Genomic DNA, 24,665 nt, shown 5'->3' with positions numbered 1-24,665 from the left:
TTTACTTGTTGAGGTTGTAGTCCTTCTCCGCCGCATCAAAACGCTCGACCATACCCGCAGTCGGTGCGCCCAGCTTGCTCACGAAGTAGATCGCCAGGCTGGCGAAGATGAAGCCCGGGATGATTTCGTACAGGCCCAGCAGTTCGAAGTGTTTCCACACGATCACGGTGATAGCGCCGACCAGGATACCGGCCAGTGCGCCATCGCGGGTCATGCCTTTCCAGATCACCGAGATCAGCACCACAGGGCCGAACGCTGCGCCGAAACCGGCCCAGGCGTAGCTCACCAGGCCCAGTACGCGGTTTTCCGGGTTGGCAGCCATGGCGATGGCGATCAGCGCAACCAGCAACACCATCAGGCGGCCGACCCATACCAGCTCAAGCTGGGAAGCGTTTTTGCGCAGGAAGGTTTTGTAGAAGTCTTCGGTCAGCGCGCTGGAGCACACCAGCAATTGGCAGCTCAAGGTGCTCATTACCGCTGCCAGGATGGCCGACAGCAGCACGCCAGCAATCCACGGGTTGAACAGCAGCTTGGCCAGTTCGATGAACACACGCTCGTGGTTCTCGGTCACGGGACCCGCCACTTCCGGGTGCGCCGAAAAGTAAGCAATACCAAAGAAGCCCACCGCCACGGTGCCGCCCAGGCACAGGATCATCCACGTCATGGAGATGCGACGTGCCTTGGCAATCGACTTCACCGAGTCCGCCGCCATGAAGCGCGCGAGGATGTGCGGCTGGCCGAAGTAACCCAGGCCCCAGCCCATCAGCGAAATGATGCCGATGAAGGTGGTGTTTTTCAGCATGTTGAAGTTGTCAGGGTTCTTCGCTTCGATGGCGAGGAAGGTGGTATCAACGCCACCGGTGGCCAGCAGCACGATGATCGGCGTAAGAATCAGCGCGAAGATCATCAGCGTGGCTTGTACGGTATCTGTCCAGCTCACTGCCAGGAAACCACCAACGAAGGTGTAGGCAATAGTCGCAGCAGCACCGGCCCACAGCGCCGTCTCGTAGGACATGCCGAAGGTGCTTTCGAACAGGCGGGCACCGGCGACGATGCCGGAGGCGCAGTAGATGGTGAAGAACACCAGGATCACCACGGCGGAGATGATCCGCAGCAGGCCGCTTTTATCTTCGAAACGGCTGGAGAAGTAATCCGGCAGGGTCAGGGCGTCGCCGTTGTGTTCGGTCTGTACCCGCAGGCGACCGGCCACGAACAGCCAGTTGAGGTAAGCACCGACGATCAGGCCGATGGCGATCCAGCTTTCCGACAGGCCGGACATGTAGATCGCGCCGGGCAAGCCCATCAACAACCAGCCGCTCATGTCCGAAGCACCGGCCGACAAAGCCGTGACCACGCTACCGAGGCTGCGACCGCCGAGGATGTAATCGGAAAGGTTGTTGGTGGAGCGATAGGCCATGAAGCCAATCAGCACCATTGCTGCGATGTAGATCACAAACGTGATCAGGGTTGGATTACTTACGCTCATATGAGTGACGCCCTGGCTTTGTTTTTATGTAGCGGCGGTCTGTCAGACGGCCACCCACTGCAAGTAGGTAGACGTAACTGCGTGCCGCGCATTTATGACTGACGTTTCCCCAGGAAAGCCGTCAGCCGATGAACCGACTCGTGGAGGTGGTTGCACCTTGGTGCGCGAATGCTATTCAACAAAGCAAATAAGGTGCAACCAGTTTCTTGAGAATAAGTTGCACCCATGTACCAATTACAGAAAACACCGCGTTTTTGCTCCTTTTCGGAGCAAGAACAGCCGATCTCAGAAGTAAATGCACCAACGTGAAGCGGATTCCGTTGAGGCCCCGTTTTTTTCATGAGCACCCCTGAAAATTTCATGCATAAAAAGGGTTGCACCCGGTTGCACCTCTGCATGGGCAAAGCTAATCTTGCCGCCAGCTGATGCCACTCGGTAGTGGCACCCATGAGGATAAGAAAATGGCTACGACCACCCTTGGGGTCAAACTCGACGACCCGACCCGCGAACGCCTGAAGGCTGCCGCGACCTCCATTGATCGCACGCCGCACTGGCTGATCAAGCAGGCGATTTTCAATTACCTGGAGAAACTGGAGGGTGGTGCAACCCTGACCGAACTCAATGGCTTGAGCAGCAAGGACGCTGACGACGCAGGCGAGGTGCAGACCGACCACGCCCACCAGTGCTTCCTGGAGTTCGCCGAGAGCATCCTGCCGCAATCCGTACTGCGCGCTTCGATCACCGCCGCTTACCGTCGCCCTGAGCCGGAAGTAGTGCCAATGCTGATCGAGCAGGCTCGCCTGCCAGCACCGATGGCCGAAGCCACCAACAAGCTGGCCGCCTCGATTGCCGAAAAACTGCGTAACCAGAAGAGCGCCGGCGGCCGTGCCGGTATTGTTCAGGGCCTGCTGCAAGAATTTTCCCTGTCGTCCCAGGAAGGCGTGGCGCTGATGTGCCTGGCCGAAGCGCTGCTGCGCATCCCGGACAAAGGCACCCGCGACGCGCTGATCCGCGACAAGATCAGCACCGGCAACTGGCAGCCGCACCTGGGCAACAGCCCATCGCTGTTCGTCAACGCCGCCACCTGGGGCCTGCTGCTGACCGGCAAACTGGTCGCCACCCATAATGAAGCGGGTCTGACCTCGTCCCTGAGCCGCATCATCGGCAAGAGCGGCGAGCCGATGATCCGCAAGGGCGTCGACATGGCCATGCGCCTGATGGGCGAGCAGTTCGTCACCGGCGAAACCATCGCCGAAGCCCTGGCCAACGCGAGCAAGTTCGAAGCCAAGGGCTTCCGTTATTCCTACGACATGCTCGGTGAAGCCGCACTCACCGAACACGACGCACAGAAGTACCTGGCCTCGTACGAACAAGCCATTCACTCCATCGGCAAAGCCTCTCACGGCCGTGGGATTTATGAAGGCCCGGGCATCTCCATCAAGCTCTCGGCCCTGCACCCGCGTTACAGCCGTGCGCAGTACGAGCGTGTGATGGACGAGCTGTACCCGCGCCTGCTGTCGCTGACCCTGCTGGCCAAGCAATACGACATCGGCCTGAACATCGACGCCGAAGAAGCCGACCGCCTGGAACTGTCCCTGGATCTGCTTGAGCGCCTGTGCTTCGAGCCGCAACTGACCGGCTGGAACGGCATCGGTTTCGTCATCCAGGCTTACCAGAAGCGTTGCCCGTATGTAATCGACTACGTCATCGACCTGGCGCGCCGCAGCCGCCACCGCCTGATGATCCGCCTGGTAAAAGGCGCGTACTGGGACAGCGAGATCAAGCGCGCCCAGGTCGAAGGCCTGGAAGGCTACCCGGTGTACACCCGCAAGGTTTACACCGACGTTTCCTACATCGCCTGCGCACGCAAACTGCTGTCGGTGCCGGAAGTCATCTACCCGCAGTTCGCCACGCACAACGCCCACACCCTGTCGGCCATCTACCATATCGCCGGTCAGAACTATTACCCTGGCCAGTACGAGTTCCAATGCCTGCACGGCATGGGTGAACCGCTGTACGAGCAGGTTGTAGGCAAGGTCTCCGATGGCAAGCTGAACCGTCCGTGCCGCGTGTACGCTCCGGTCGGCACCCACGAAACACTGCTGGCTTACCTGGTGCGTCGCCTGCTGGAAAACGGCGCCAACACCTCGTTCGTCAACCGCATCGCCGACCAGTCCATTTCGATTCAGGAACTGGTAGCCGATCCAGTGGCCAGCATTGAGCAAATGGCCACGCTGGAAGGCGGCTTCGGCCTGCCGCACCCGCGCATCCCATTGCCACGCGACCTGTACGGCAGCGAACGCGCCAACTCGGCCGGTATCGACCTGGCCAACGAACACCGCCTGGCGTCGCTGTCCTGCGCCCTGCTGGCAACGGCGCACAACAACTGGAAAGCCGCGCCGATGCTCGGTTGCGCTGCCAGTAATCAACCCGCCGCGCCGGTGCTGAACCCATCCGACCTGCGCGATGTGGTCGGCCACGTGCAAGAAGCCACCGTCGAAGACGTGGATAACGCCATCCAATGCGCCATCAACGCCGGCCCGATCTGGCAGGCCACGCCGCCCGCCGAGCGTGCTGCGATTCTGGAGCGCGCCGCCGACCTGATGGAAGGCGAGATCCAACCGCTGATGGGCCTGCTGGCCCGTGAAGCCGGCAAGACCTTCGCCAACGCCATTGCCGAAGTGCGCGAAGCCGTGGACTTCCTGCGCTACTACGCGGTGCAGGCACGCAACGATTTCACCAACGACGCCCACCGCCCATTGGGCCCGGTGGTCTGCATCAGCCCGTGGAACTTCCCGCTGGCCATCTTCAGCGGCCAGGTCGCCGCGGCACTGGCCGCCGGTAACCCGGTACTGGCCAAGCCGGCCGAGCAAACCCCGCTGGTTGCTGCACAAGCCGTGCGCATCCTGCTGGAAGCGGGCATCCCGGAAGGCGTGCTGCAATTGCTGCCGGGCCAGGGCGAAACCGTGGGTGCGCGCCTGGTGGGTGATGATCGCGTCAAAGGCGTGATGTTCACCGGCTCCACCGAAGTGGCGCGCCTGCTGCAACGCAATGTCGCCGGGCGCCTGGATGCCCAGGGCCGACCGATTCCACTGATCGCCGAAACCGGCGGCCAGAACGCGATGATCGTCGACTCCTCCGCGCTGACCGAACAAGTGGTCATCGACGTGGTGTCCTCGGCTTTCGACAGTGCCGGCCAACGCTGCTCGGCCCTGCGTGTACTGTGCTTGCAGGAAGATTCCGCAGACCGCGTCATCGAAATGCTCAAGGGCGCCATGGCGGAATGCCGTCTGGGCAACCCGGAGCGCCTGTCGGTGGACATCGGCCCGGTAATCGACGCCGAAGCCAAGGCGGGTATTGAGAAGCACATCCAGGCCATGCGCGACAAAGGCCGCAATGTGTACCAAGTGGCGATTGCCGACGGCGAAGAGATCAAGCGCGGCACCTTCGTGATGCCAACCCTGATCGAACTGGAAAGCTTCGACGAACTGCAACGCGAGATCTTCGGCCCAGTGCTGCACGTGGTGCGCTACAAGCGCAAAGAGATCGACCAACTGATCGGCCAGATCAACGCGTCGGGCTACGGCTTGACCCTGGGCGTGCACACCCGCATCGACGAGACCATCGCCAAGGTGATCGACAACGTCCATGCCGGTAACGTCTACGTGAACCGCAACATCGTCGGCGCCGTGGTTGGTGTGCAGCCGTTCGGCGGCGAAGGCCTGTCGGGTACTGGCCCGAAAGCCGGTGGTCCGCTGTACCTGTACCGTCTGCTCTCGACTCGTCCTACGGATGCCATCGAGCAATCCTTCGCACGGGGCGACAAACTGGCCGCACCGGATCTGCGCCTGCGTGACGCCATGAGCCAACCGCTGACTGCCCTGAAAACCTGGGCCGACAGCAACAAGCTCAGCGACCTGAGCGCCCTGTGCGACCAGTTCGCCGCACAATCGCAAAGCGGTATCACCCGCCAACTGGCTGGCCCGACCGGCGAGCGCAACAGCTACGCGATCCTGCCCCGCGAGCACGTATTGTGCCTGGCGGACGTGGATAGCGATCTGCTGACCCAACTGGCCGCTGTGCTGGCGGTAGGCGGTTCGGCGGTATGGCCAGAGACTGACTTGACCAAGGCCGTGTTCCCACGCCTGCCTAAAGAGATTCAGGCGAAGATCAAGCGTGTGGCTGACTGGACCAAGGACGACGTGGTGTTTGACGCGGTCCTGCACCACGGTGATTCCGATCAACTGCGTGCGGTGTGCCAGCAAGTGGCGCAGCGCAGTGGCGCGATTGTCGGGGTGCATGGTTTGTCCCAAGGCGAGACGGCGATTGCGCTGGAGCGTCTGGTGATCGAGCGGGCGTTGAGCGTTAACACCGCGGCGGCGGGCGGTAACGCTAGCCTGATGACTATCGGCTGACCAGCAGCGGCAAGTTTTAAGCTACAAGCTGCAAGTAAAAGCATCGCGCTCTTACTTGTAGCTTGAAGCTTGCAACTTGTGCCGCCCCATCACCCCCATCTATCTTCCTTCCCCGTTTTTATCAGCACTCCTAGACTGCGGCATACTTTTCTAAAGGTAAGCCGCCATGTCCGAGACGCTGCTCAGTTCCCGCAATCTGGCTTTCGAGCTGTACGAAGTCCTCGATGCCGAGGGCCTGACCCAGCGCGAGCGGTTTGCCGAGCACAATCGGGAAACCTTCGACGCGGCGATCAGCACCGCTCGAAACATCGCCGAAAAGTACTTCGCCCCCCATAACCGCAAGAACGACGAAAACGAACCGCGCTACGAAAACGGCGCAGCCATCCTGATTCCCGAGGTCAAGCCGGCCGTCGATGCCTTCCTCGAAGCCGGCTTCCTCAACGCCGCGCGCAGTTTCGAAGCTGGTGGCATGCAGTTGCCCACCCTGCTCTCCCAGGCCTGTTTCGCGCATTTCCAATCGGCCAACGCCGCGTCCACGTCCTACCCGTTCCTGACCATGGGCGCCGCCAACCTGATTGAAAGCTTCGGCACCGAGGAGCAGAAACAACGCTTCCTGCAACCGATGATCGACGGGCGTTTCTTCGGCACCATGGCCCTGACCGAACCCCACGCAGGCTCTTCGCTGTCGGATATTCGTACCCGCGCAGAACCGGCGGCTGACGGCACCTATCGACTCAAGGGCAACAAGATCTTCATCTCCGGCGGCGACCATCCGTTGTCGGAAAACATCGTGCACATGGTGCTGGCCAAGCTGCCGGATGCGCCGGCCGGGGTGAAGGGCATTTCGCTGTTTATCGTGCCCAAGTTCCTGGTCAACGACGACGGCAGCCTGGGTGAGCGCAACGATGTGTTGCTGGCCGGGCTGTTCCACAAGATGGGCTGGCGTGGCACCACGTCCACGGCGCTGAACTTCGGCGATAACGGTAACTGTATCGGCTATCTGGTGGGCAAGCCGCACCAGGGCTTGAGCTGCATGTTCCAGATGATGAACGAAGCGCGTATCGGCGTGGGCATGGGCGCGGTGATGCTGGGTTACGCCGGCTACCTGTATTCACTGGAATACGCTCGCGAACGTCCGCAGGGTCGCCTGCCGGATAGCAAAGATCCTACGACCGCGCCGGTATCGATCATCCAGCACGCCGACATCAAGCGCATGTTGCTCACGCAAAAAGCCTACGTCGAAGGCGCCTTTGACCTCGGCCTGTACGCCGCGCGCCTGTTCGACGACACCACCACCCTGGCCACCGAAGCCGAGCGCAAACAAGCCCACGAACTGCTGGACCTGCTCACGCCCATCGTCAAATCCTGGCCGTCGGAGTTCTGCCTCAAGGCCAACGAACTGGCGATCCAGATCCTTGGCGGCCACGGCTACACCCGCGAGTACCCGGTGGAGCAGTACTACCGCGACAACCGCCTGAACCCGATCCATGAAGGCACCCACGGCATCCAGTCCCTGGACTTGCTGGGGCGCAAGCTGGCGCAGAACGGCGGCGCGGGCTTGAAACAACTCATCAGACTGATCGCCGAAACCGGCGCCCGGGCGCAGGAATACCCGTCGCTGACCGCGCTACGGGAACCTCTGGAGCACCTGGTCAACCGCCTGCAAAGCGTGACCATTGGCCTGCTGACGGATCTCGCCCAGGGCAAGGTCAACAGCAGCCTGGCGAACTCGGCGCTGTACCTGAAGGTGTTTGGGCATACGGTGATTGGCTGGCGCTGGCTGGAGCAAGCGATTCGCGCCGAAGAAGGGCTGGCCAAGGGCAATGCGGCCGACGCGGCCTTCTATAAAGGCAAGCTCCAGGCCGCCCGCTACTTCCTGACCTGGGAAGTACCGGGCTGCCATCATGAACTGGCGATTCTGGAGGCACGCGATGATACGTGCCTCGCGATGCAGGAAGAATGGTTCTAAGGCTGTCCGATCGCCTTGGAAATTACATCGACCGTGGCGCTGACTTGCTCTTGGTAACGGTCGAGTTCCTCTTGGTGCGCCTGCTGCATTTCGATCTGCTCGGCGCACAGGTTCAGCGCCGCCAGCACCAGTAATTTGTCGCCGATCAACGTCGGATACTTCTTCTTGGTGGTGGCCAGGGAGGCCTTGAGCATGGTCACGGCGTGCATCAGGGTTTTGTCTTCCCCCGCTGGCGCCTTGATCGAGTAATCCTCTCCGAGAATCGAAACGACCTTTATCCCTTCATTCATGCGCCGACAGGACCTGCGCTCACGCGCTCAACCAGCGCTTGAATACGCGCAACGGTCGCGCCTTGTTTTTCTTCCTGTTCCATCAGGCTCAGTTGCAGGCTGTCGTTCTCATCCTTGGCGCGGGCCAGTTCGGCCTTGAGGGATTCGTTGCTGCCCAACAAATCCTGATTTTGCTGTACCAGGTCGCTGACCAGTTGTTCCAATTGGCTGAGGGATGCTTCTAACATTTTGATTTCTCGGGCTTTTTCAAAGGGCGGTGACGATAAAGAAAATTCACCTCGGATGCCAGGGTTATCCCCGGCGCGCAGCCCGATTTTTATGGGCCGGGCCGCACTTTCGAGCCTTAGTGACTGCAATTCGCCGATCTGGTTCCTGAAGCTCATCGGATGCGACAAAAACGCACGCCCCCCTTTAGACTTTAGTCGTACGACCGATAGAGAAGCATCCCCCCTCTCATGGCCGCACGGATCGCGCTTCTCCCCAGGATTCCAGCATGTCCCTTCGTAATATGAATATCGCGCCGCGCGCCTTTTTGGGCTTCGCGTTTATCGGCGCGCTCATGTTGTTTCTCGGTGTGTTCGCCCTGAACCAGATGAGCAAGATTCGCGGCGCCGCCGAAGACATCACCCTGTCCAGCGTGCCGAGCATTCGCGCCCTCGACGAGTTCACCCAACTGACCCTGCGCCTGCGCGTGCTGTCATACCGCCTGCTGACCAACCGCGAGCCGGATGTGCAGCAAAAGACCCTGGACACCTTCGAACTGCGCGACCAGCAGATCCGTGCCGCCCAGGCCATCTACGAAAAACTCATCGACAGCCGCGAAGAGCGCGCCGCCTACGACGAGTACGTCACCCTGCTCGGCCAGTACCGCCAGATTGAGACACGCATGAAAAGCCTGTCGCGGGCCAATCAGGTGGAAGAGCTGCGCACCCTGATCAACACCGAACTGCTGAATAACTCCGAGCAGGTCAACGCGGTGTTGGCGCGCCTGTTGGACATCAACAACAAAATGGCCCTGGTCACCAACCAAGAAGCCAAGGACCAGTACGACCTGGCCTTCAAACTGGTGGTGGGCTTGTTGGTACTGGCGACGGCACTGACGGTATTGTTCGCCTGGCTACTGACCCGCAGCATCACCCTGCCGATCGCCCAAGCGCTGGAAGCGGCCGAAGAAGTCGCCGAAGGCAACCTGACGCGCCCGATCAAGGTCGACGGCAACGACGAAGCCGGGCGTCTGCTGGCCGCCATGGCCAAGATGCAGGACAAGCTGCGCGACACCCTGCAACGCATCGCCGGTTCCGCCACCCAGTTGGCCTCGGCCGCCGAAGAGCTGAACGCCGTCACCGACGAAAGCGCCCGTGGCTTGACCCAGCAAAATAACGAGATCGAACAAGCCGCCACCGCCGTCAACGAGATGACCAGTGCCGTGGAAGAAGTCGCACGCAATGCGGTGAGCACGTCTGAAGCCTCGCGCCACGCCACCACTTCCGCCGGTGACGGCCGCGATTTGGTGCAAGAGACCGTCAGCGCCATCGAACGCATGAGCGGCGATGTGCAAGCCACCGCCACGCTGATTGGCGACCTGGCCAATGAGTCGCGGGATATCGGCAAGGTGCTGGACGTGATTCGCGGCCTGGCCGACCAGACCAACCTGCTGGCCCTCAACGCCGCCATCGAAGCCGCCCGCGCCGGTGAAGCCGGCCGTGGATTTGCCGTGGTCGCCGACGAAGTGCGCGCCCTGGCCCATCGCACCCAGCAGTCCACCAGCGAGATCGAGCGGATGATCGGCAGCATCCAGGCCGGCACCGAACATGCGGTGGATTCGATGCGCAACAGCACCGAGCGTGCGGAATCGACGCTAAACATCGCCAAAGGCGCGGGGTTGTCACTGGATACCATCAACACCGCGATTGTCGAGATCAACGAGCGCAACCTGGTGATCGCCAGCGCGGCGGAAGAACAGGCGCAGGTGGCGCGAGAAGTGGACCGTAACCTGGTGAACATCCGCGACCTGTCGGTGCAATCAGCGACGGGGGCCAGCCAGACCAGTGCGGCGAGTAATGAGCTGTCGCGCTTAGCGGTGGATTTGAATGGGATGGTGGGCCGTTTCCGCCTCTGAAACCGACGCCGATCCCCTGTGGGAGCTGGCTTGCCTGCGATAGCGGTGGGCCAGCTTGCATCTCGTTAACTGGCAGACCGCTATCGCAGGCAAGCCAGCTCCCACAGGGATCACTTCCACATTAGATCGATGCACGCCTTTAAAGCTTTTGACAGCGCAGCAATTCAACAGGTTAGAATCGCTGGCACGCAGACTGCATGGTCAGTTTGCGCCCCGTCCTGTTTGCCCATGGAGTACTGCCTTTGAATGCGACGACCATCAACAGCCTGTTCTTGATCGGCGCGTTGCTGGTGAGTGCGAGCATTCTGGTGAGTTCTCTTTCGTCCCGCCTGGGCATCCCGATCCTGGTGATCATCCTGGCCGTGGGCATGGTCGCCGGCGTCGATGGCGGCGGCATCATCTTTGACAACTACCCGACCGCCTACCTGGTGGGCAACCTCGCACTGGCTGTAATCCTGCTCGACGGCGGCCTGCGCACACGGGTGGCGAGTTTTCGCGTGGCACTCTGGCCGGCGTTGTCGCTGGCCACGGTGGGGGTGTTGATTACCACCGGCCTCACCGGCATGGCGGCGGCCTGGCTGTTTGACCTGAATATCATCCAGGGCTTGCTGATCGGCGCCATCGTCGGTTCTACGGACGCCGCAGCGGTGTTCTCGCTGCTGGGCGGCAAGGGCCTCAACGAACGGGTGACCGCCACTCTGGAAATCGAATCCGGCAGCAACGACCCGATGGCGGTGTTCCTTACCGTCACCCTGATCGACATGCTCGCCAGCGGCCAGACCGGCCTGCACTGGAGCCTGCTGACGCACCTGGTGCGCGAATTCGGTATCGGCGGCGTCGTCGGCCTGGGCGGCGGCTGGCTGATGCTGCAAATGGTCAACCGCATCAACCTGGCCACCGGCCTGTACCCGATCCTGGTGATCGCCGGCGGCCTGTTCGTCTTCGCCGTGACCAACGCCCTGCACGGCAGCGGCTTCCTCGCCGTGTACCTGTGCGGCCTGGTGATCGGCAACCGCCCGGTGCGCAGCCGTCATGGCATTTTGCATATGCTCGACGGCATGGCCTGGCTGGCGCAGATCGGCATGTTCCTCGTGCTGGGCCTTTTGGTCACGCCCCATGACTTGCTGCCGATTGCCCTGCCGGCCCTGGGCCTGGCGCTGTGGATGATCCTGTTTGCGCGGCCGCTGTCGGTGATGGTCGGCCTGCTGCCCTTCAAGGCGTTCCACGGCCGCGAAAAAGGCTTTATCGCCTGGGTGGGCTTGCGCGGCGCGGTGCCGATCATTCTCGCGGTGTTCCCGCTGATGGCCGGCCTGCCCCATGCGCAGCTGTACTTCAACCTGGCGTTCTTTATCGTGCTGGTCTCGCTGCTGGTACAGGGCACCAGCCTGCCGTGGGTGGCCAAGCTGCTCAAGGTGACCGTCCCGCCTGACCCGGCGCCCATCTCCCGTGCCGCCCTGGAAGTGCACGTCACCAGCGAGTGGGAGCTGTTCGTCTACCGCCTCGGCGCCGAAAAATGGTGCATCGGCGCCGCCCTGCGTGAACTGAAAATGCCCGAAGGCACGCGGATCGCCGCGCTGTTCCGTGGCCAGCAACTGCTCCATCCGTCGGGTAGTACGGTGCTGGAAGTCGGCGACCTGCTCTGTGTGATCGGCCACGAACACAACCTGCCGGCCCTGGGCAAACTGTTCAGCCAGGCGCCGCAACGCGGCCTCGACCTGCGCTTCTTCGGTGACTTCGTCCTGGAAGGCGACGCCCAGCTGGGCGCAGTCTCCGCCCTGTACGGGCTGAAGCTGGAAGGCATCGACCCGGATATGCCACTGAGCAGCTTCATCACCCAGAAAGTCGGCGGCGCGCCCATCGTCGGCGACCAGGTGGAGTGGAACAACACCATCTGGACCGTCGCGGTCATGGACGGGAACAAGATCGGCAAAGTGGGCGTCAGATTCCCCGAAGGAAGTCGCCCGGGTCCCGGACTCTTCCTCTAAACTGCGGGGCGACAACGCCCCGATTCTTCACCTTGCACGACCGGTCTCTATGCCAATCCTGCGCACGTTCCTCGCCACTGCCCTGCTGGGCCTGACCCTTTGTGTCGGCACCGTCCACGCGGCCGACCCGCCCAGCGCCGACGCTATCCAGCAATCTTTGGACAAGCTGCCCGACCGCAAGCTGCCAGACGCCGACATGAAGGCGTTGCAGACCATCCTGCAACAGACCCTGACCTACCTGGGCAACAAGCAGGATTACGAGCAGCGCCTGGCGGACCTCAAGCGCCAGCTGGAAGACGCGCCGCGCCAGACCGCCGAAAACCAGCGCGAGTTGACCCGGCTCAAGGCCACCAAAGTCGTCCCGGTGGCCCAACGCTACGCGAGCCTGCCGGTGCCGCAGCTGGAGCAATTGCTGGTGCAGCGCACCACCCAGCAAGGCGACCTGCAAAAAGACCTGGCCGACGCCAACAGCCTGACCATCGCCGCCCAGACCCGCCCCGAACGCGCCCAAACCGAAATCAGCAGCAGCCAGACGCGCATCCTGCAGATCAACTCGATCCTCAAGGCCGGCAAAGACAACGGTAAAACCCTCAGCAGCGACCAGCGCAACCAACTCAACGCCGAACTCGCCGCCCTCAACGCGCTGATCCCCCTGCGCCGCCAGGAACTGGCCGGCAACAGCCAGTTGCAAGACCTGGGCAACAGCCAGCACGACCTGGTGGTGGAAAAAACCGCGCGCCTGGAACAAGAGATCCAGGACCTGCAAACCCTGATCAACCAGAAACGCCTGGCGCAATCGCAACAAACGGTGACGCAACAGTCCATCGAAGCGCAAAAGGCCGGCGGCAGCAGCCTGCTCGCGACCGAAAGCGCGGCCAACCTGAAACTGTCCGACTACCTGCTCAAAAGCACCGACCGCCTCAACGACCTGACCCAGAAAAACCTGCAAACCAAGCAGCAACTGGACACCGTGACCCAGAGCGACGCCGCCCTGGACGAGCAGATCAACGTGCTCAAGGGCAGCCTGCTGCTGTCGAAGATCCTCTATAAACAGAAACAGGCCCTGCCGCGCCTCACCGTGGACCGCGACCTCGCGGACGACATCGCCAACATTCGCCTGTACCAGTTCGAGGTCAATCAGCAGCGCGAACTGATCAGCTCGCCGAGCACCTATGTGGATAACCTGCTGGCCAACCAGGCGCCGGAAGACGTCACCCCACAACTGCGCCGCACCTTGCTGGAACTGGCGATCACCCGCAGCGACCTGCTGGAGCGCCTGAGCCGTGAGCTGAGCGCGTTGCTAAATGAATCGATCACACTGCAACTCAACCAGAAACAATTGCTCAGCACCGCCACCACGCTGCGCGCGACGCTCGACGAGCAGATGTTCTGGATCCCCAGCAACAAGCCGCTGGACACCGAGTGGCTGGAAACCGTGCCGGCGCACCTGAGCAAGCAGGTCACCACCCTGCCGTGGGCGTCCAGCGTCAGCGAGCTTTACGACGGTTTGACCCAGCGCCCGCTGCTGTTCCTGCCGCTGCTGTTATTGATTGGCGCGCTGCTGTGGCGGCGTAAAAACCTCTATCAACGCCTGAACAAAGTCCACCAGGACATCGGCCACTTCAAGCGCGACAGCCAGTGGCACACACCACAAGCCATCCTCATTAATATCCTGCTGGCGATGCCGGTGTCCCTGGGCCTGGCGCTGTGCGGCTATGCGTTGCAGATCGACGCCCGTGGGCAGAACGCCAACCTCGGCGCGGCGCTGCTGCAAATCGCCCAGGCGTGGATGGTGTTCTATACCGCCTATCGCATTCTCGCGCCGGGCGGCGTGGCCGAGTTGCACTTCCGCTGGGAAAAACCCCAGGTCGAATTCCTCCAAGGCTGGGTGCGCAAGCTCGGCCTGGTGGTGCTGGCGCTGGTGGCCGTGGTGGCCATCGCCGAGCATCAACCGGCGGCGCTGGCCGACGACGTGCTGGGCATCGGCGTGGTGCTGCTGTGCTACGCGCTAATGGCCTGGTTGCTAGGCCGCCTGTTGCTGCACAGCCCCGCCCACGAAAAGGCCTCGCTGTTCCGCAAAGCCGTGGGTGTGCTGTTTACCGCCCTGCCCATCGCGCTGTTTATCGCCGTGTGTTTTGGCTACTACTACACCGCGCTCAAGCTCAGCGACCGCTTGATCAACACCCTGTACCTGCTGATGTTCTGGCTGGTGATCGAAGCCACCTTCGTGCGTGGCCTGGGCGTTGCCGCCCGGCGCCTGGCCTACGCGCGCGCCCTGGCCAAACGCCAGGCGGCCAAGGAGGCCGGCGACGGCGAAGCGGTGATCGAAGAGCCGACCCTGGACATCGAACAGGTCAACGAACAGTCCATGCGCCTGATCCGCCTGGCTTTGCTCGGCGGCTTTATCGCAGCGCTGTACTGGGTGTGGTCGGACCTGATCTCGGTGTTTTCGTATCTGGACAACATCACGTTGTACGAATACACCAGCGGCACGGGCGCCAATATCAGCATGGTGCCGATCAGCATCGGCGACCTGCTCGGGGCCCTGATCATCATCGGCATCACCTTCGCCCTGGCGCGCAACTTGCCCGGTTTGCTGGAAGTGTTGGTGCTGTCCAAGCTGGACCTGGCCCAGGGCAGCGCGTATGCGACCACCACGTTGCTGTCCTACGTGATTGCCGGCGTCGGTTTTGTGTCCACGCTGTCCACCCTCGGCGTGAGCTGGGACAAGTTGCAATGGCTGGTGGCGGCGCTGTCGGTGGGGTTGGGGTTCGGCATGCAGGAGATCTTCGCCAACTTTATCTCCGGCATCATGATCCTGTTCGAACGCCCGGTGCGGATCGGCGACACCATCACCATCGGCAACCTGTCGGGCACGGTGAGCAAGATCCGCATCCGCGCGACGACGATCACCGACTTTGACCGCAAGGACATCATCGTCCCCAACAAGACGTTCATTACCGGGCAACTGATCAACTGGTCGCTGACCGACACCATCACCCGTGTCACCCTGAAACTAGGCGTGGACTACGGCTCAGACCTGGATCTGGTGAAGGAACTGTTACTCAAGGCCGCCCGGGAAAACCCACGCGTCCTCAAAGAACCCGAACCCCACGTGTACTTCCTCAACTTCGGCGAAAGCACCCTCGACCATGAACTGCGCATGCACGTGCGCGACCTTGGTGACCGCAACCCGGTGATCGACGAGGTGAACCGCTTTATCAACCGCGAGTTCAAGAACCACCACATCAACATCTCGTTCCGCCAGATGGAGGTCTACCTCAAGAACCTTCACGGCCAGGAATACAAACTGGTGGAAGTGGACAGCCCGGCCAAGCCCGCCAACGACGGCGGCGTCACCGAGCCACCGCCGAGCAAACTCGACTAACCGCGCTATCCCCAGCAGAATGCTCGGACATTCTGCTGGAGATGGCCGGTGAAAGCCCTCGACGAACTGACCTTCGACAACCGTTTCGCACGCCTGGGCGACGCGTTCTCAACCCACGTACTGCCCGAACCCCTCGACGCCCCGCGCCTGGTCGTGGCGAGCAAGGCCGCCATGGCTCTGCTCGACCTCGACCCAGCCGTGGCCGAAACGCCGGTATTTGCCGAGCTGTTCGGCGGGCACAAGCTGTGGGCAGAAGCGGAGCCACGGGCGATGGTCTATTCCGGGCATCAGTTCGGCGGCTACACGCCGCAGCTCGGTGATGGTCGCGGGTTGCTGCTGGGCGAGGTGTACAACGCCGCCGGAGAACATTGGGACCTGCACCTCAAGGGCGCGGGGCAAACGCCTTACTCGCGCATGGGCGATGGGCGTGCGGTGCTGCGATCTTCGATCCGCGAGTTCCTCGCTTCCGAGGCCCTGCACGCGCTGGGCATCCCGAGCAGTCGTGCGCTGTGCGTGATCGGCTCCGACACCCCGGTGTGGCGTGAGAAGCAGGAACGTGGCGCAATGGTATTGCGCATGGCGCCGAGCCATATCCGCTTCGGGCATTTCGAATATTTCTACTACACCAAAAAGCCCGAGCAGCAAGCGCTGTTGGCTGAGCACGTACTCAATCTTCACTACCCTGAATGTCGCGAGCAGCCTGAGCCGTACCTGGCGATGTTCCGCGAAATCGTCGAGCGCAACGCCGAGTTGATCGCCAAGTGGCAGGCCTATGGCTTCTGCCACGGCGTGATGAACACCGACAACATGTCGATCCTGGGCATCACCTTCGACTTCGGGCCGTTTGCATTCCTCGATGACTTTGACGCGCACTTCATCTGCAACCACTCCGATCATGAAGGGCGCTACTCCTTCAGCAACCAGGTGCCGATCGGGCAGTGGAACCTCAGCGCACTGGCGCAGGCGTTGACGCCGTTTATCAACGTGGATGCGTTGAAGGAAGCGCTTGGGCTGTACCTGCCGTTGTATCAGGCCAATTACCTGGACTTGATGCGCCGCCGGTTGGGGCTCACCACCGCCGAAGACGATGACCAGAAGCTGGTGGAGCGCCTGTTGAAGCTGATGCAGAACAGTGGCGTGGATTACACCTTGTTCTTCCGCCGCCTAGGGGATGAGTCGTCGGCGCTGGCCGTGGCGAAGTTGCGCGATGACTTTGTCGACATGGCCGGGTTTGATGCCTGGGCCGACCTGTACAAGGCCCGCGTAGAACGGGATGGCGATTACAGCCAAGAACAGCGCCGCGAGCGGATGCACGCGGTGAACCCGCTGTACATCCTGCGCAACTACCTGGCGCAGAACGCCATCACTGCTGCCGAGTCCGGGGATTACAGTGAAGTGCGGCGGCTGCATGAGGTGCTGAGCAAACCGTTTGAGGAACAACCGGGGATGGAGCAGTACGCGCAGCGGCCGCCGGATTGGGGTAAGCATTTGGAGATTAGTTGTTCGTCGTGAAACCTCTAGATGAAGGTTTCGACTGAAACACCGAAGCGTTCAGCCAGCCAACGTATTTGCCGTATGTTGAGCTGGCGTTTGCCGCTTAGGATTTCTGAAACCACCGACTGCGCCCCGACGCCCGGCAGGTCGCTCTGAGTAAGGTTGTGCTCGCGCATCATGTAGCGCAGCACATCGACACCACTGGCGACGGGCATTGGGCGATGCTCATGATCGTAGGCTTCGATCCAGTCACTGAGGATGTCCACCAAGCTCATCAGCGGACTGTCCTCGTCCTCACCGATCATGCTCAACAGCTCGTCCAGACCACATACCAGCGCGTCGTAGTCTGCCTCGTTCTCCGGCTTGCGCAACACTGGCGAAACGAATTGCCAGTGTTCAGCCGCTACTCGCATAAGCGCGCTCATCGGATTTTCTCCTTCCATTTGTCTTTCTCATACTCGCGGTGATCAAGCAGATGCTTGATGTAAATACGCTGCGCCCAATACTCCACGCCAGCAATCAACCTCAGTTTGTTGCCTCCAATATCGAACACATGAAACTCTCCAACCTTATCCGTGGCGGGAAACATGGCTTTCATCGCTGCGAAGTCTTTGGGGGAATTTCGCTTCACGATCCGATACCACTGATCCAACGCTGTTGCTGAACGCGGCCACTTTTCCTTTGCTTCCCAGATCCTTTTCTCGCTGATCACTCGCATGCAACATCCTTATCGCATCTTGCTATGAAGGTTAAACCTGACCTGCAAATATCGCAATTTGCTATATTCGCAAACAGACCAATGGCGCCCCTCAACAGCCTAGACAGACGCTCCCGGATCAACACCGGCGAAACTGTGAGCGGATGAGTCGCCATCTCCATACCTTGATAAACATCCTCGCCGACTCCAAATAGAGCCCATTGTCCATTTCCAGGAGCCCGCCATGTCCGAACCTCTCGTCATCCCTTGCCCTCATTGCAACGGCCTCAACCGCATCCCCGGCGAACGCCTGGGCGACGCGCCCAAGTGCGGGCGCTGCAAGCAGCCGGTGTTGTTAAAAAAGCCTTTCGAACTGAAGCAAGACGACTACGCCAGCCAGATCAAGGGCGATTTGCCGTTGCTGGTGGATGTATGGGCCGACTGGTGCGGGCCGTGCAAATCGTTTGCGCCGGTGTTTGAGCAGGCGGCTGGGCAGTTGGAGGGCAAGTGCCGGTTGGCCAAGCTGGACAGTGAGGCCAATCAGCAGCTGTCGGCGCAGTTGGGGATTCGTTCGATTCCTAGCTTGATCCTGTTCAAGAACGGCCGCGAAGTGGCTCGCCAGAGTGGGGCGTTTCCGCTGCCGCAGTTGATGGCGTGGTTACGCAGCCAGGGCGTTTAACTCGGTCAAATGTGGGAGCTGGCTTGCCTGCGATGACAGTGTTGAATTCACTACAGCTATCGCAGGCAAGCCAGCTCCCACAGAGACCGCATTGCAGATTTAGGCCAGTGGGGCTTCGCGGTCCATCATCTGGCCGACCAGCAGTACCCCTAGCTCGCTTAATTGATGGATGGCCAAGGCCACGTCGCGGTGTTCGCCGGTGAGGTCGTTGGACAGGTTGAGCAGCAGGGTGCGCACGGAAGAGAAGGTTTCGTAGCTGTTGAGGACGAGGGTTTCGGTGGGCAGATTGGGGGTTATGGTGAATAACATGCTTTTCGTTCTCTGATAGGGCCACCACCTATTCGCTACTAAACGAGGGCGGCAGCTGTACGCAGGTTAGTAGACCGGGAACGAAAGCAAAACCGGCGCACCCGAAGGTGCCCTGCGCACAGCTACCATAAGATTTTGGAGCCTTGCACATGCTGTCGTCTGATGGGGCTACTAAACCCGACCACTGAGAATTCAGCGGCCCGAGAACCTTAAGAGACACCCCTCCAGACGCACAAGCCGGCGGATTCTGGCGTACACGTAGGCAACGATACAAGGCTCAATCCCTATTGCCAGAGCTGTCCTACAGCATCAGTAGGACATATCCAAATCCCGTTCTGGAATGCAAAAAAATGTGGGAGCTGGCTTGCCTGCGATGACAGTGTTGAATTCACTACAGCTATCGCAGGCAAGCCAGCTCCCACAGGGGAATGGTGTGGCATTCGAGATCACGCGTTTTCCAGCAAGTTATGCAACTCCACAAACTGCTGGGTCAGCTTATGCCGTGGGTCCAGGTGGATCAGCGGCTTGCTCTCCTGGTGCGACTCACGCATGCGCACGGAGCTGGCCAGGTACACCGGCAGCACCGGCAAACCCTCTGCAATCAATTCATCGAGCATCTGCTGCGGCAGCGTCGCGCGGGCCTGGAACTGGTTGACCACGATGCCTTCCACCTCAAGACCTTCGTTGTGGTCCTCCTTCAATTCTTCGATCTCAGCCAGCAGGCCGTACAGCGCCTGGCGCGAGAAGCTGTCGCAATCGAAGGGAATCAGCACGCGATCAGCGGCAATCAGCGCCGAAACTGCATAGAAGTTCAGCGCCGGAGGAGTATCCAGGTAAATCCGGTCGTAATCTTCGCTCAACTCGTCCAACAGCTTTCGCAGCTTGTTGATCTTGTGCTTGGCCTCAAGCTTGGGCTGCAAGTCCGCCAACTCGGCGGTGGCGGTGACCACGTGCAGGTTGTCGAAGGGCGTTTCGTAGATATCCACCTTGTTCTTCTTCGAAAACGGCCCGGAAGACAGGGTTTGCTTGAAAAAATCCGCGATCCCCATGGGGATGTCGTTGCCCGTCAGCCCGGTGAGGTACTGGGTTGAGTTGGCTTGTGCATCGAGGTCCACCAACAGGGTTCGATAGCCTTCGCTGGCGCTGACCGCCGCCAGGTTGCAGGCAATGCTGGACTTGCCAACGCCGCCTTTCTGATTGAACACCACACGCCGCATGGAAAAACCTCCGTGTATCAATGAATGCCCGAGTGTAGAGGGCAAAAGCGCCTGTTAGCTACCTTGTTCATCCATGCACTACAGCATCACAGGCGATTGAAGCGCTGACTGTCATCTACCACCGACAAATTAAACAGAACGATCTGACAATCCAATCTGATCCCGGGTAGCGGACAATCTGTAAATCTTTCCAAGCCATTTGTAATCAACCTTGAACAATTCATTACCAAAGTTTGCTAGAAGCCCGCAGCACCGGGATAATGCGCGCCATTCGGCCATTGTTCCCTGTCCCGGTATTCGGGGCCAACGGCCGCACATGGAAGCCCGCAGGGGCGGGATAACCTCTCAGTGATCAATTTCAACATCGCCCAATGGCGCGCCTGGGCTCCAGGGCTCGACAGCGCGCAAGACTGGCTGGCCTGGAGCAAGGCCCCAGTGGTCATTCCCGCCAGCGACGCCTGCCCCGACGTGTCATTTCTGCCAGCCATGCAGCGCCGCCGCCTGAGCCGCCTGGCACGCATGGCGTTCAGCGTCGGCTGGCCATTGGCCGACGGCCTGCAGGATTTGCCGCTGGTGTTCATCTCCCGGCATGGCGAAACCCCGCGCACCCTCGACATCCTCAGCGACCTGGCCAACGACCAGCCCCTGTCGCCGACCCAGTTCAGCCTGTCGGTGCATAACGCGGTGATTGGCCTGTGGTCGATCCTGCGCAATGAAACCAGCGAAATGACCGCCCTCGCCGCAGCCGGCGACGGCCTGGAACACGGCCTGCTGGAAGCCGCCGCGCTGCTCAACGAAGGCGCCCCGGCCGTGTTGCTGGTGATCACCGAAGAACAGCCACCCGAGGCCTACGCCAGCTGGATCAAGGATGTGCCGTTCCCCTACGCCCTCGGCCTGCTGCTGACGCCGGGCGACGAGTGGCAACTGGATCTCACTGCCGCCACTGTCCAACCCACTCAAGCCCAGTGGCCCCACGCCCTGAACCTGCTGCGCACCCTGCTCACCGAGCAGGGTGCCTGCCAACATGCCTGGAAGAACCGCGTATGGAACTGGCAACGCAAGTAACCACCGACAAGCCACGGCAGGCCTACTACTGGCGCCTGTTCGCCACGGCCATCAGCTTCCTGGTGTTTGGCATCGGCGGGCTGGGCCTGCGCGTGCTGGTGTTCCCGCTGCTCAGTTGCCTGCCGGGCGATGCCAAGCAGCATCAGCGGCGTGCGCGCCACACCATCAGTTGCCTGTTCTGGTTTTTCATTCGCCTGATGTACCGCCTGGGCATCCTCACCTACAGCGTCGAAGGTGCGGAAAAACTCGGGCGCCCGGGGCAGATGATCGTGGCCAACCACCCGTCGCTGATCGACGTGGTGTTCCTCATCGGCCTGATGCGCCAGACCAACTGCGTGGTCAAGCAGAGCCTGTTCCAGAACCCGTTCATGCGTGGCCCGGTGCGCGATGCCGGCTATATCAGCAATGACGGCAGCGCCGACATGCTCGACGCCGCCGCCGACGCCCTGCGCGACGGCCAGACCCTGATCATCTTCCCCGAAGGCACCCGCACCACGCCCGGCGCGGCGCCCGCCTTTCATCGCGGGGGCGCCGCCATTGCACTGCGCGGTGCGACAATCGTCACCCCGGTGGTGATCAAGGTCAGCCCGACTACCCTGACCAAGGCCGAGCCCTGGTATCGCATCCCCAAACGTCGCTTTCACTTCAGTTTGCGCGTGGGTGCCGATATAGAACCACAGGCGTTCGCCACACTGGGGCCCGCGCCCCAGGCTTCACGCAAGCTCAACGATTACCTGCATGACTATTTTATTAAGGAGCTCGCCGAAGATGAGCGACAGCAACAGCCTTGAGTACGACATAAAGACGCTGATCATCGAGGCCCTGGGCCTTGAGGACATCAGCGTCGACGACATTGGTAGCGACCAAACCCTGTTCGGCGAAGGCCTGGGCCTGGATTCGGTAGACGCCCTGGAACTGGGCCTGGCGATCCAGAAAAAGTACGGCATCAAGATAGATGCCGACGCCAAGGACACCCGCAATCACTTCACCAACGTGGCCAGCCTTGCGGCGTTCGTCACGGCCCGACAGGCAGCTTGAGACCGTACCATGCAAACTCGTGACGATATTTTCAACACCTTGCGCGACGCCCTGGTGGAACTGTTTGAACTGGCGCCGGAACGCGTCACCCTTGACGCCAACCTGTACCAGGACCTGGAAATCGACAGCATCGACGCCGTGGACTTGATCGACCATATCAAGCGCCAGACCGGCAAGAAGATCGCCGCCGAAGAGTTCAAGGCCGTGCGCACCGTGGACGACGTGGTTGAGGCGGTGTACCGCCTGGTGCAACCCGCCGCATGAGCCGGCTGATCGGCCTTGGCCTGTTGTTGGCGGGGCTGCTGTACCCCTTTGCGGTGTATTACGGCACCGAGCACTTTGCACCGTGGCAATTCGGTTTGCTGCTGGGCAGCCTGTGGCTGTTGCGCGCGTTCACCGGCGCCCGGCGCCCCGGCAGCCGCTGGATGGCACTGGCGGTGATCGTGTTCTGCCTGCTGCTGGCCTGGTTCGACAACCCGCACCTGCTGCGCTGGTACCCGAGCCTGGTCAGCGCGTTCATGCTGGCGCTGTTTGGCCTGAGCCTGAAATACGGCCCGCCGATGGTGGAACGCCTGGCGCGCATGACCGACCCGCAGCTGCCGCCCCACGCGATTGTGTATACGCGCCAGGTCACCGTGGTCTGGAGTGCGTTTTTTCTGTGTAATGGCCTGCTCGCCGCCGCCCTCACCCTGTGGGCGCCGTTGAGCTGGTGGACGTTGTACAACGGCCTGATCGCCTACGGGCTGATGGGGTTGTTGTTTGCCGTGGAATGGCTGGTACGACAAAGGGTTCGAGGCCGCGTATGAATGGGTTGAAACTTGAGCACTTGCTGCTTGAGCCGCTGGAACAGCGTCCGGTCACCACCGAACCTGCAATGAATCACGCCCAGCTGTGGGAGCAATCCCTGAGCCTGGCGGCGGGCCTGCAAGCGCGTGGTATCCAGCGCGTCGCCGTACATCTGGAAGATGCCGGCCTGCTGGCGATTGCCCTGCTCGGTGCCTGGCGCGCCGGGGTCAGCGTGCTGCTGCCGGCCGACCTGCAACCACAAACCCGGCAACGCTGGGACGCGGCCGTTGACGCCTGGCTGACCGAAGCGGCGGATCTCGACGCGCTGTATCAAGTGCCGTTGAGCGCTGCGGCGCTGGACCTCGACGCCTGCCAACTGAGCCTGTGCACCTCCGGTTCCAGCGGCGAGCCCAAGCGCATCGACAAGTCCCTGCGCCAACTGGCCAACGAAGTCGACGCCCTGGAAGCCCTGTGGGGCGCAGATTTGAAGGGCGCGTGCATCATCGGCAGCGTCGCCACCCAACATATCTACGGCCTGCTGTTCCGCGTGCTGTGGCCGCTGTGCGCCGGGCGCACCTTTGTGCGCAAGCAACTGGCCTTTCCCGAGGACTTGCAGCGCGCCAGCCGCGAACACCTGCAATTTGCCTGGGTCGCCAGCCCGGCGCTGCTCAAGCGCATGGGCGATAACCTCGACTGGCCGGCACTGAGCCAGGTGTCGCGGGTGTTTTCATCCGGTGGCGCGTTGCCCATCGAGGCCGCTGGCGAGCTGTACGACCGCTTGCAGCAATGGCCGACGGAAATCCTCGGCAGCTCGGAAACCGGCGGCATCGCCTGGCGCCAGGGCGCACAGCCTTGGCAGCCGTTCGCCGATGTGCAGCTGAGCCAGGACGCCGACGGCGCCCTGCGCATCGCCTCGCCTTACCTGCCCGCCGGACATATCGAACAAACCGCCGACGCCGCGCGCATCCACGCCGATGGCCGCTTCGAACTGCTCGGGCGCCTGGACCGCATCGTCAAGCTGGAAGAAAAACGCATCTCCCTGCCCATGCTCGAACAAGCGCTGATGGCCCACCCGTGGGTCGCCGAAACGCGCCTGGGCGTGGTGCAGGAAAACCGCGCGTCACTCGGTGCGCTGGTGGTGCTGAGCGCCGAAGGCCTACATGCCCTGCGCAATCAAGGCCGTCGGACACTGACCCAAACCCTGCGCCAGCACTTGAGCCAGCATTGCGAAGCCTTGGCGTTACCGCGTCGTTGGCGATTACTGCGCCAACTGCCGCTGACCAGCCAAGGCAAACTGCCCCAGGCCCACGTCGAAGCGTTGCTGCTGGCACCACGGCCAAAGGCGCCAGAAGTATTGGAGCAAGCCGAAGCCAATGGCGAGTGGACCTTGCAGTTGAGCATTCCGCCGGACCTGGCCTACTTCAGCGGCCATTTCCCGGTCACGCCGGTGTTGCCGGGCGTAGTGCAGATCGAATGGGCGTTCAACCTCGGCCAGCAACTGCTCGACTTGCCCGCGACCTTTGCCGGGATGGAAGTGCTCAAGTTCCAGCAACTCGTACGGCCGGGCGACCGGATCGAACTGCACCTGCGCTTTGACCGGGAGCGCAGCAAGCTGTACTTCGCCTATCGCAATGGCGACGCGGCCTGCTCCAGTGGGCGCATCCTGCTGGAGAACACCGATGCTTGAGCTTCTGTGGCGAGGGAGCTTGCTCCCGCTGGGCTGCGCAG

At 61.5% G+C, this 24,665-nt stretch carries 20 protein-coding genes and 1 pseudogene; 14 read left to right on the top strand and 7 right to left on the bottom strand.

Annotated elements, in window-relative coordinates; genetic code table 11:
* Position 1 precedes the first annotated feature (1 nt).
* Complete coding sequence (gene putP / locus ACU688_RS23465; protein ID WP_124525489.1) at positions 2-1,486, bottom strand: sodium/proline symporter PutP; 1,485 nt, start codon at positions 1,484-1,486, stop codon at positions 2-4.
* 461 nt (positions 1,487-1,947) lie between these two features.
* Here putP and putA point away from each other — a divergent pair, with 461 nt between their 5' ends.
* The gene (putA, locus tag ACU688_RS23460; protein ID WP_448186544.1) at positions 1,948-5,901 is read left to right on the top strand and encodes a trifunctional transcriptional regulator/proline dehydrogenase/L-glutamate gamma-semialdehyde dehydrogenase; all 3,954 of its coding nucleotides are present in this window, start codon (positions 1,948-1,950) and stop codon (positions 5,899-5,901) included.
* Between the two features lie 166 nt (positions 5,902-6,067).
* Positions 6,068-7,870, top strand: a complete 1,803-nt coding sequence (locus ACU688_RS23455) for an acyl-CoA dehydrogenase (RefSeq protein ID WP_448186543.1) — start codon at positions 6,068-6,070, stop codon at positions 7,868-7,870.
* On the opposite strand, the gene ACU688_RS23450 is transcribed toward ACU688_RS23455, so the two are convergent.
* Together ACU688_RS23450 and ACU688_RS23445 are read right to left on the bottom strand one after the other, a co-directional pair.
* On the bottom strand, positions 7,867-8,160 hold the full coding sequence (locus ACU688_RS23450; protein WP_124525485.1) for a cell division protein ZapA: 294 nt from the start codon (positions 8,158-8,160) through the stop codon (positions 7,867-7,869). The two genes, ACU688_RS23455 and ACU688_RS23450, sit on opposite strands and share 4 nt — an antisense overlap.
* Entirely contained in the window at positions 8,157-8,387 is a 231-nt protein-coding gene (locus tag ACU688_RS23445; protein WP_448186570.1) for a hypothetical protein, read from the bottom strand. The genes ACU688_RS23450 and ACU688_RS23445 overlap by 4 nt, the downstream gene beginning before the upstream one ends.
* A gap of 266 nt (positions 8,388-8,653) precedes the next feature.
* Between ACU688_RS23445 and ACU688_RS23440 the strand changes: the two are divergent.
* The 5 genes and pseudogenes from ACU688_RS23440 to selO form a co-directional block, all read left to right on the top strand.
* A pseudogene (locus ACU688_RS23440) lies at positions 8,654-9,376 on the top strand (MCP four helix bundle domain-containing protein); the annotation flags it as partial.
* Positions 9,377-9,406: 30 nt separating this feature from the next.
* A complete protein-coding gene (locus tag ACU688_RS23435) occupies positions 9,407-10,279 on the top strand; it encodes a methyl-accepting chemotaxis protein (protein ID WP_448186569.1) in 873 nt (290 codons plus the stop codon).
* Between the two features lie 242 nt (positions 10,280-10,521).
* Positions 10,522-12,264 carry a potassium/proton antiporter gene (locus ACU688_RS23430; RefSeq protein WP_448186542.1) on the top strand — a complete coding sequence of 581 codons (1,743 nt, stop codon included), beginning with the start codon at positions 10,522-10,524 and terminating at the stop codon, positions 12,262-12,264.
* Between the two features lie 49 nt (positions 12,265-12,313).
* Positions 12,314-15,652, top strand: a complete 3,339-nt coding sequence (mscK, locus tag ACU688_RS23425) for a mechanosensitive channel MscK (protein ID WP_448186541.1) — start codon at positions 12,314-12,316, stop codon at positions 15,650-15,652.
* Positions 15,653-15,700: 48 nt separating this feature from the next.
* Complete coding sequence (gene selO, locus ACU688_RS23420) at positions 15,701-17,164, top strand: protein adenylyltransferase SelO (RefSeq protein WP_448186540.1); 1,464 nt, start codon at positions 15,701-15,703, stop codon at positions 17,162-17,164.
* 5 nt (positions 17,165-17,169) lie between these two features.
* On the opposite strand, the gene ACU688_RS23415 is transcribed toward selO, so the two are convergent.
* Together ACU688_RS23415 and ACU688_RS23410 are read right to left on the bottom strand one after the other, a co-directional pair.
* Positions 17,170-17,571, bottom strand: a complete 402-nt coding sequence (locus ACU688_RS23415) for a helix-turn-helix domain-containing protein (protein WP_448186539.1) — start codon at positions 17,569-17,571, stop codon at positions 17,170-17,172.
* Positions 17,568-17,864: a type II toxin-antitoxin system HigB family toxin gene (locus ACU688_RS23410; protein WP_448186538.1), complete on the bottom strand. Its 297-nt coding sequence runs from the start codon at positions 17,862-17,864 to the stop codon at positions 17,568-17,570. The genes ACU688_RS23415 and ACU688_RS23410 overlap by 4 nt, the downstream gene beginning before the upstream one ends.
* A gap of 223 nt (positions 17,865-18,087) precedes the next feature.
* On the opposite strand from ACU688_RS23410, the gene trxC reads away from it, so the two are divergent.
* Positions 18,088-18,522 carry a thioredoxin TrxC gene (gene trxC, locus ACU688_RS23405; RefSeq protein WP_448186537.1) on the top strand — a complete coding sequence of 145 codons (435 nt, stop codon included), beginning with the start codon at positions 18,088-18,090 and terminating at the stop codon, positions 18,520-18,522.
* Positions 18,523-18,621: 99 nt separating this feature from the next.
* Here the strand turns inward: trxC and ACU688_RS23400 are convergent, their stop codons facing one another.
* Together ACU688_RS23400 and ACU688_RS23395 are read right to left on the bottom strand one after the other, a co-directional pair.
* Complete coding sequence (locus ACU688_RS23400; RefSeq protein WP_448186536.1) at positions 18,622-18,831, bottom strand: DUF6124 family protein; 210 nt, start codon at positions 18,829-18,831, stop codon at positions 18,622-18,624.
* A gap of 446 nt (positions 18,832-19,277) precedes the next feature.
* Positions 19,278-20,048 carry a ParA family protein gene (locus ACU688_RS23395; RefSeq protein ID WP_448186535.1) on the bottom strand — a complete coding sequence of 257 codons (771 nt, stop codon included), beginning with the start codon at positions 20,046-20,048 and terminating at the stop codon, positions 19,278-19,280.
* A gap of 348 nt (positions 20,049-20,396) precedes the next feature.
* Here ACU688_RS23395 and ACU688_RS23390 point away from each other — a divergent pair, with 348 nt between their 5' ends.
* From ACU688_RS23390 to ACU688_RS23365, 6 genes are read left to right on the top strand one after another with little or no spacing between them, the layout of a single operon-like run.
* Entirely contained in the window at positions 20,397-21,113 is a 717-nt protein-coding gene (locus ACU688_RS23390) for a beta-ketoacyl synthase chain length factor (RefSeq protein WP_448186534.1), read from the top strand.
* The gene (locus ACU688_RS23385) at positions 21,092-21,904 is read left to right on the top strand and encodes a lysophospholipid acyltransferase family protein (protein ID WP_207041235.1); all 813 of its coding nucleotides are present in this window, start codon (positions 21,092-21,094) and stop codon (positions 21,902-21,904) included. The genes ACU688_RS23390 and ACU688_RS23385 overlap by 22 nt, the downstream gene beginning before the upstream one ends.
* Entirely contained in the window at positions 21,882-22,151 is a 270-nt protein-coding gene (locus ACU688_RS23380; protein ID WP_017738895.1) for a phosphopantetheine-binding protein, read from the top strand. Before ACU688_RS23385 ends, ACU688_RS23380 begins: the two co-directional genes overlap by 23 nt.
* Positions 22,152-22,160: 9 nt before the next feature.
* Positions 22,161-22,415: an acyl carrier protein gene (locus tag ACU688_RS23375; RefSeq protein WP_017738894.1), complete on the top strand. Its 255-nt coding sequence runs from the start codon at positions 22,161-22,163 to the stop codon at positions 22,413-22,415.
* The gene (locus ACU688_RS23370; protein ID WP_448186533.1) at positions 22,412-22,957 is read left to right on the top strand and encodes a COG4648 family protein; all 546 of its coding nucleotides are present in this window, start codon (positions 22,412-22,414) and stop codon (positions 22,955-22,957) included. The genes ACU688_RS23375 and ACU688_RS23370 overlap by 4 nt, the downstream gene beginning before the upstream one ends.
* Complete coding sequence (locus ACU688_RS23365) at positions 22,954-24,624, top strand: ApeI family dehydratase (RefSeq protein WP_448186532.1); 1,671 nt, start codon at positions 22,954-22,956, stop codon at positions 24,622-24,624. Before ACU688_RS23370 ends, ACU688_RS23365 begins: the two co-directional genes overlap by 4 nt.
* Positions 24,625-24,665 lie beyond the last annotated feature (41 nt).

This window comes from Pseudomonas acericola (SeqCode), from assembly GCF_053456465.1.
The sequence above is the reverse complement of the archived record's forward strand: the minus strand, read 5'-3'. Positions and strand labels throughout refer to the sequence as shown.

What these genes read in the sequence shown, in the direction of transcription:
- ACU688_RS23380 (WP_017738895.1), top strand. Translation starts at nt 21,882, where the DNA reads ATGAGCGACAGCAACAGCCTTGAGTACGACATAAAGACGCTGATCATC.
- putP (WP_124525489.1), bottom strand. Translation starts at nt 1,486, where the DNA reads ATGAGCGTAAGTAATCCAACCCTGATCACGTTTGTGATCTACATCGCA.
- ACU688_RS23415 (WP_448186539.1), bottom strand. Translation starts at nt 17,571, where the DNA reads ATGAGCGCGCTTATGCGAGTAGCGGCTGAACACTGGCAATTCGTTTCG.
- mscK (WP_448186541.1), top strand. Translation starts at nt 12,314, where the DNA reads ATGCCAATCCTGCGCACGTTCCTCGCCACTGCCCTGCTGGGCCTGACC.
- ACU688_RS23400 (WP_448186536.1), bottom strand. Translation starts at nt 18,831, where the DNA reads ATGTTATTCACCATAACCCCCAATCTGCCCACCGAAACCCTCGTCCTC.
- ACU688_RS23410 (WP_448186538.1), bottom strand. Translation starts at nt 17,864, where the DNA reads ATGCGAGTGATCAGCGAGAAAAGGATCTGGGAAGCAAAGGAAAAGTGG.
- putA (WP_448186544.1), top strand. Translation starts at nt 1,948, where the DNA reads ATGGCTACGACCACCCTTGGGGTCAAACTCGACGACCCGACCCGCGAA.
- ACU688_RS23435 (WP_448186569.1), top strand. Translation starts at nt 9,407, where the DNA reads ATGGCCAAGATGCAGGACAAGCTGCGCGACACCCTGCAACGCATCGCC.
- ACU688_RS23370 (WP_448186533.1), top strand. Translation starts at nt 22,412, where the DNA reads ATGAGCCGGCTGATCGGCCTTGGCCTGTTGTTGGCGGGGCTGCTGTAC.
- ACU688_RS23450 (WP_124525485.1), bottom strand. Translation starts at nt 8,160, where the DNA reads ATGAATGAAGGGATAAAGGTCGTTTCGATTCTCGGAGAGGATTACTCG.
- ACU688_RS23395 (WP_448186535.1), bottom strand. Translation starts at nt 20,048, where the DNA reads ATGCGGCGTGTGGTGTTCAATCAGAAAGGCGGCGTTGGCAAGTCCAGC.
- ACU688_RS23445 (WP_448186570.1), bottom strand. Translation starts at nt 8,387, where the DNA reads ATGTTAGAAGCATCCCTCAGCCAATTGGAACAACTGGTCAGCGACCTG.
- ACU688_RS23385 (WP_207041235.1), top strand. Translation starts at nt 21,092, where the DNA reads ATGGAACTGGCAACGCAAGTAACCACCGACAAGCCACGGCAGGCCTAC.
- ACU688_RS23365 (WP_448186532.1), top strand. Translation starts at nt 22,954, where the DNA reads ATGAATGGGTTGAAACTTGAGCACTTGCTGCTTGAGCCGCTGGAACAG.
- ACU688_RS23375 (WP_017738894.1), top strand. Translation starts at nt 22,161, where the DNA reads ATGCAAACTCGTGACGATATTTTCAACACCTTGCGCGACGCCCTGGTG.
- ACU688_RS23455 (WP_448186543.1), top strand. Translation starts at nt 6,068, where the DNA reads ATGTCCGAGACGCTGCTCAGTTCCCGCAATCTGGCTTTCGAGCTGTAC.
- trxC (WP_448186537.1), top strand. Translation starts at nt 18,088, where the DNA reads ATGTCCGAACCTCTCGTCATCCCTTGCCCTCATTGCAACGGCCTCAAC.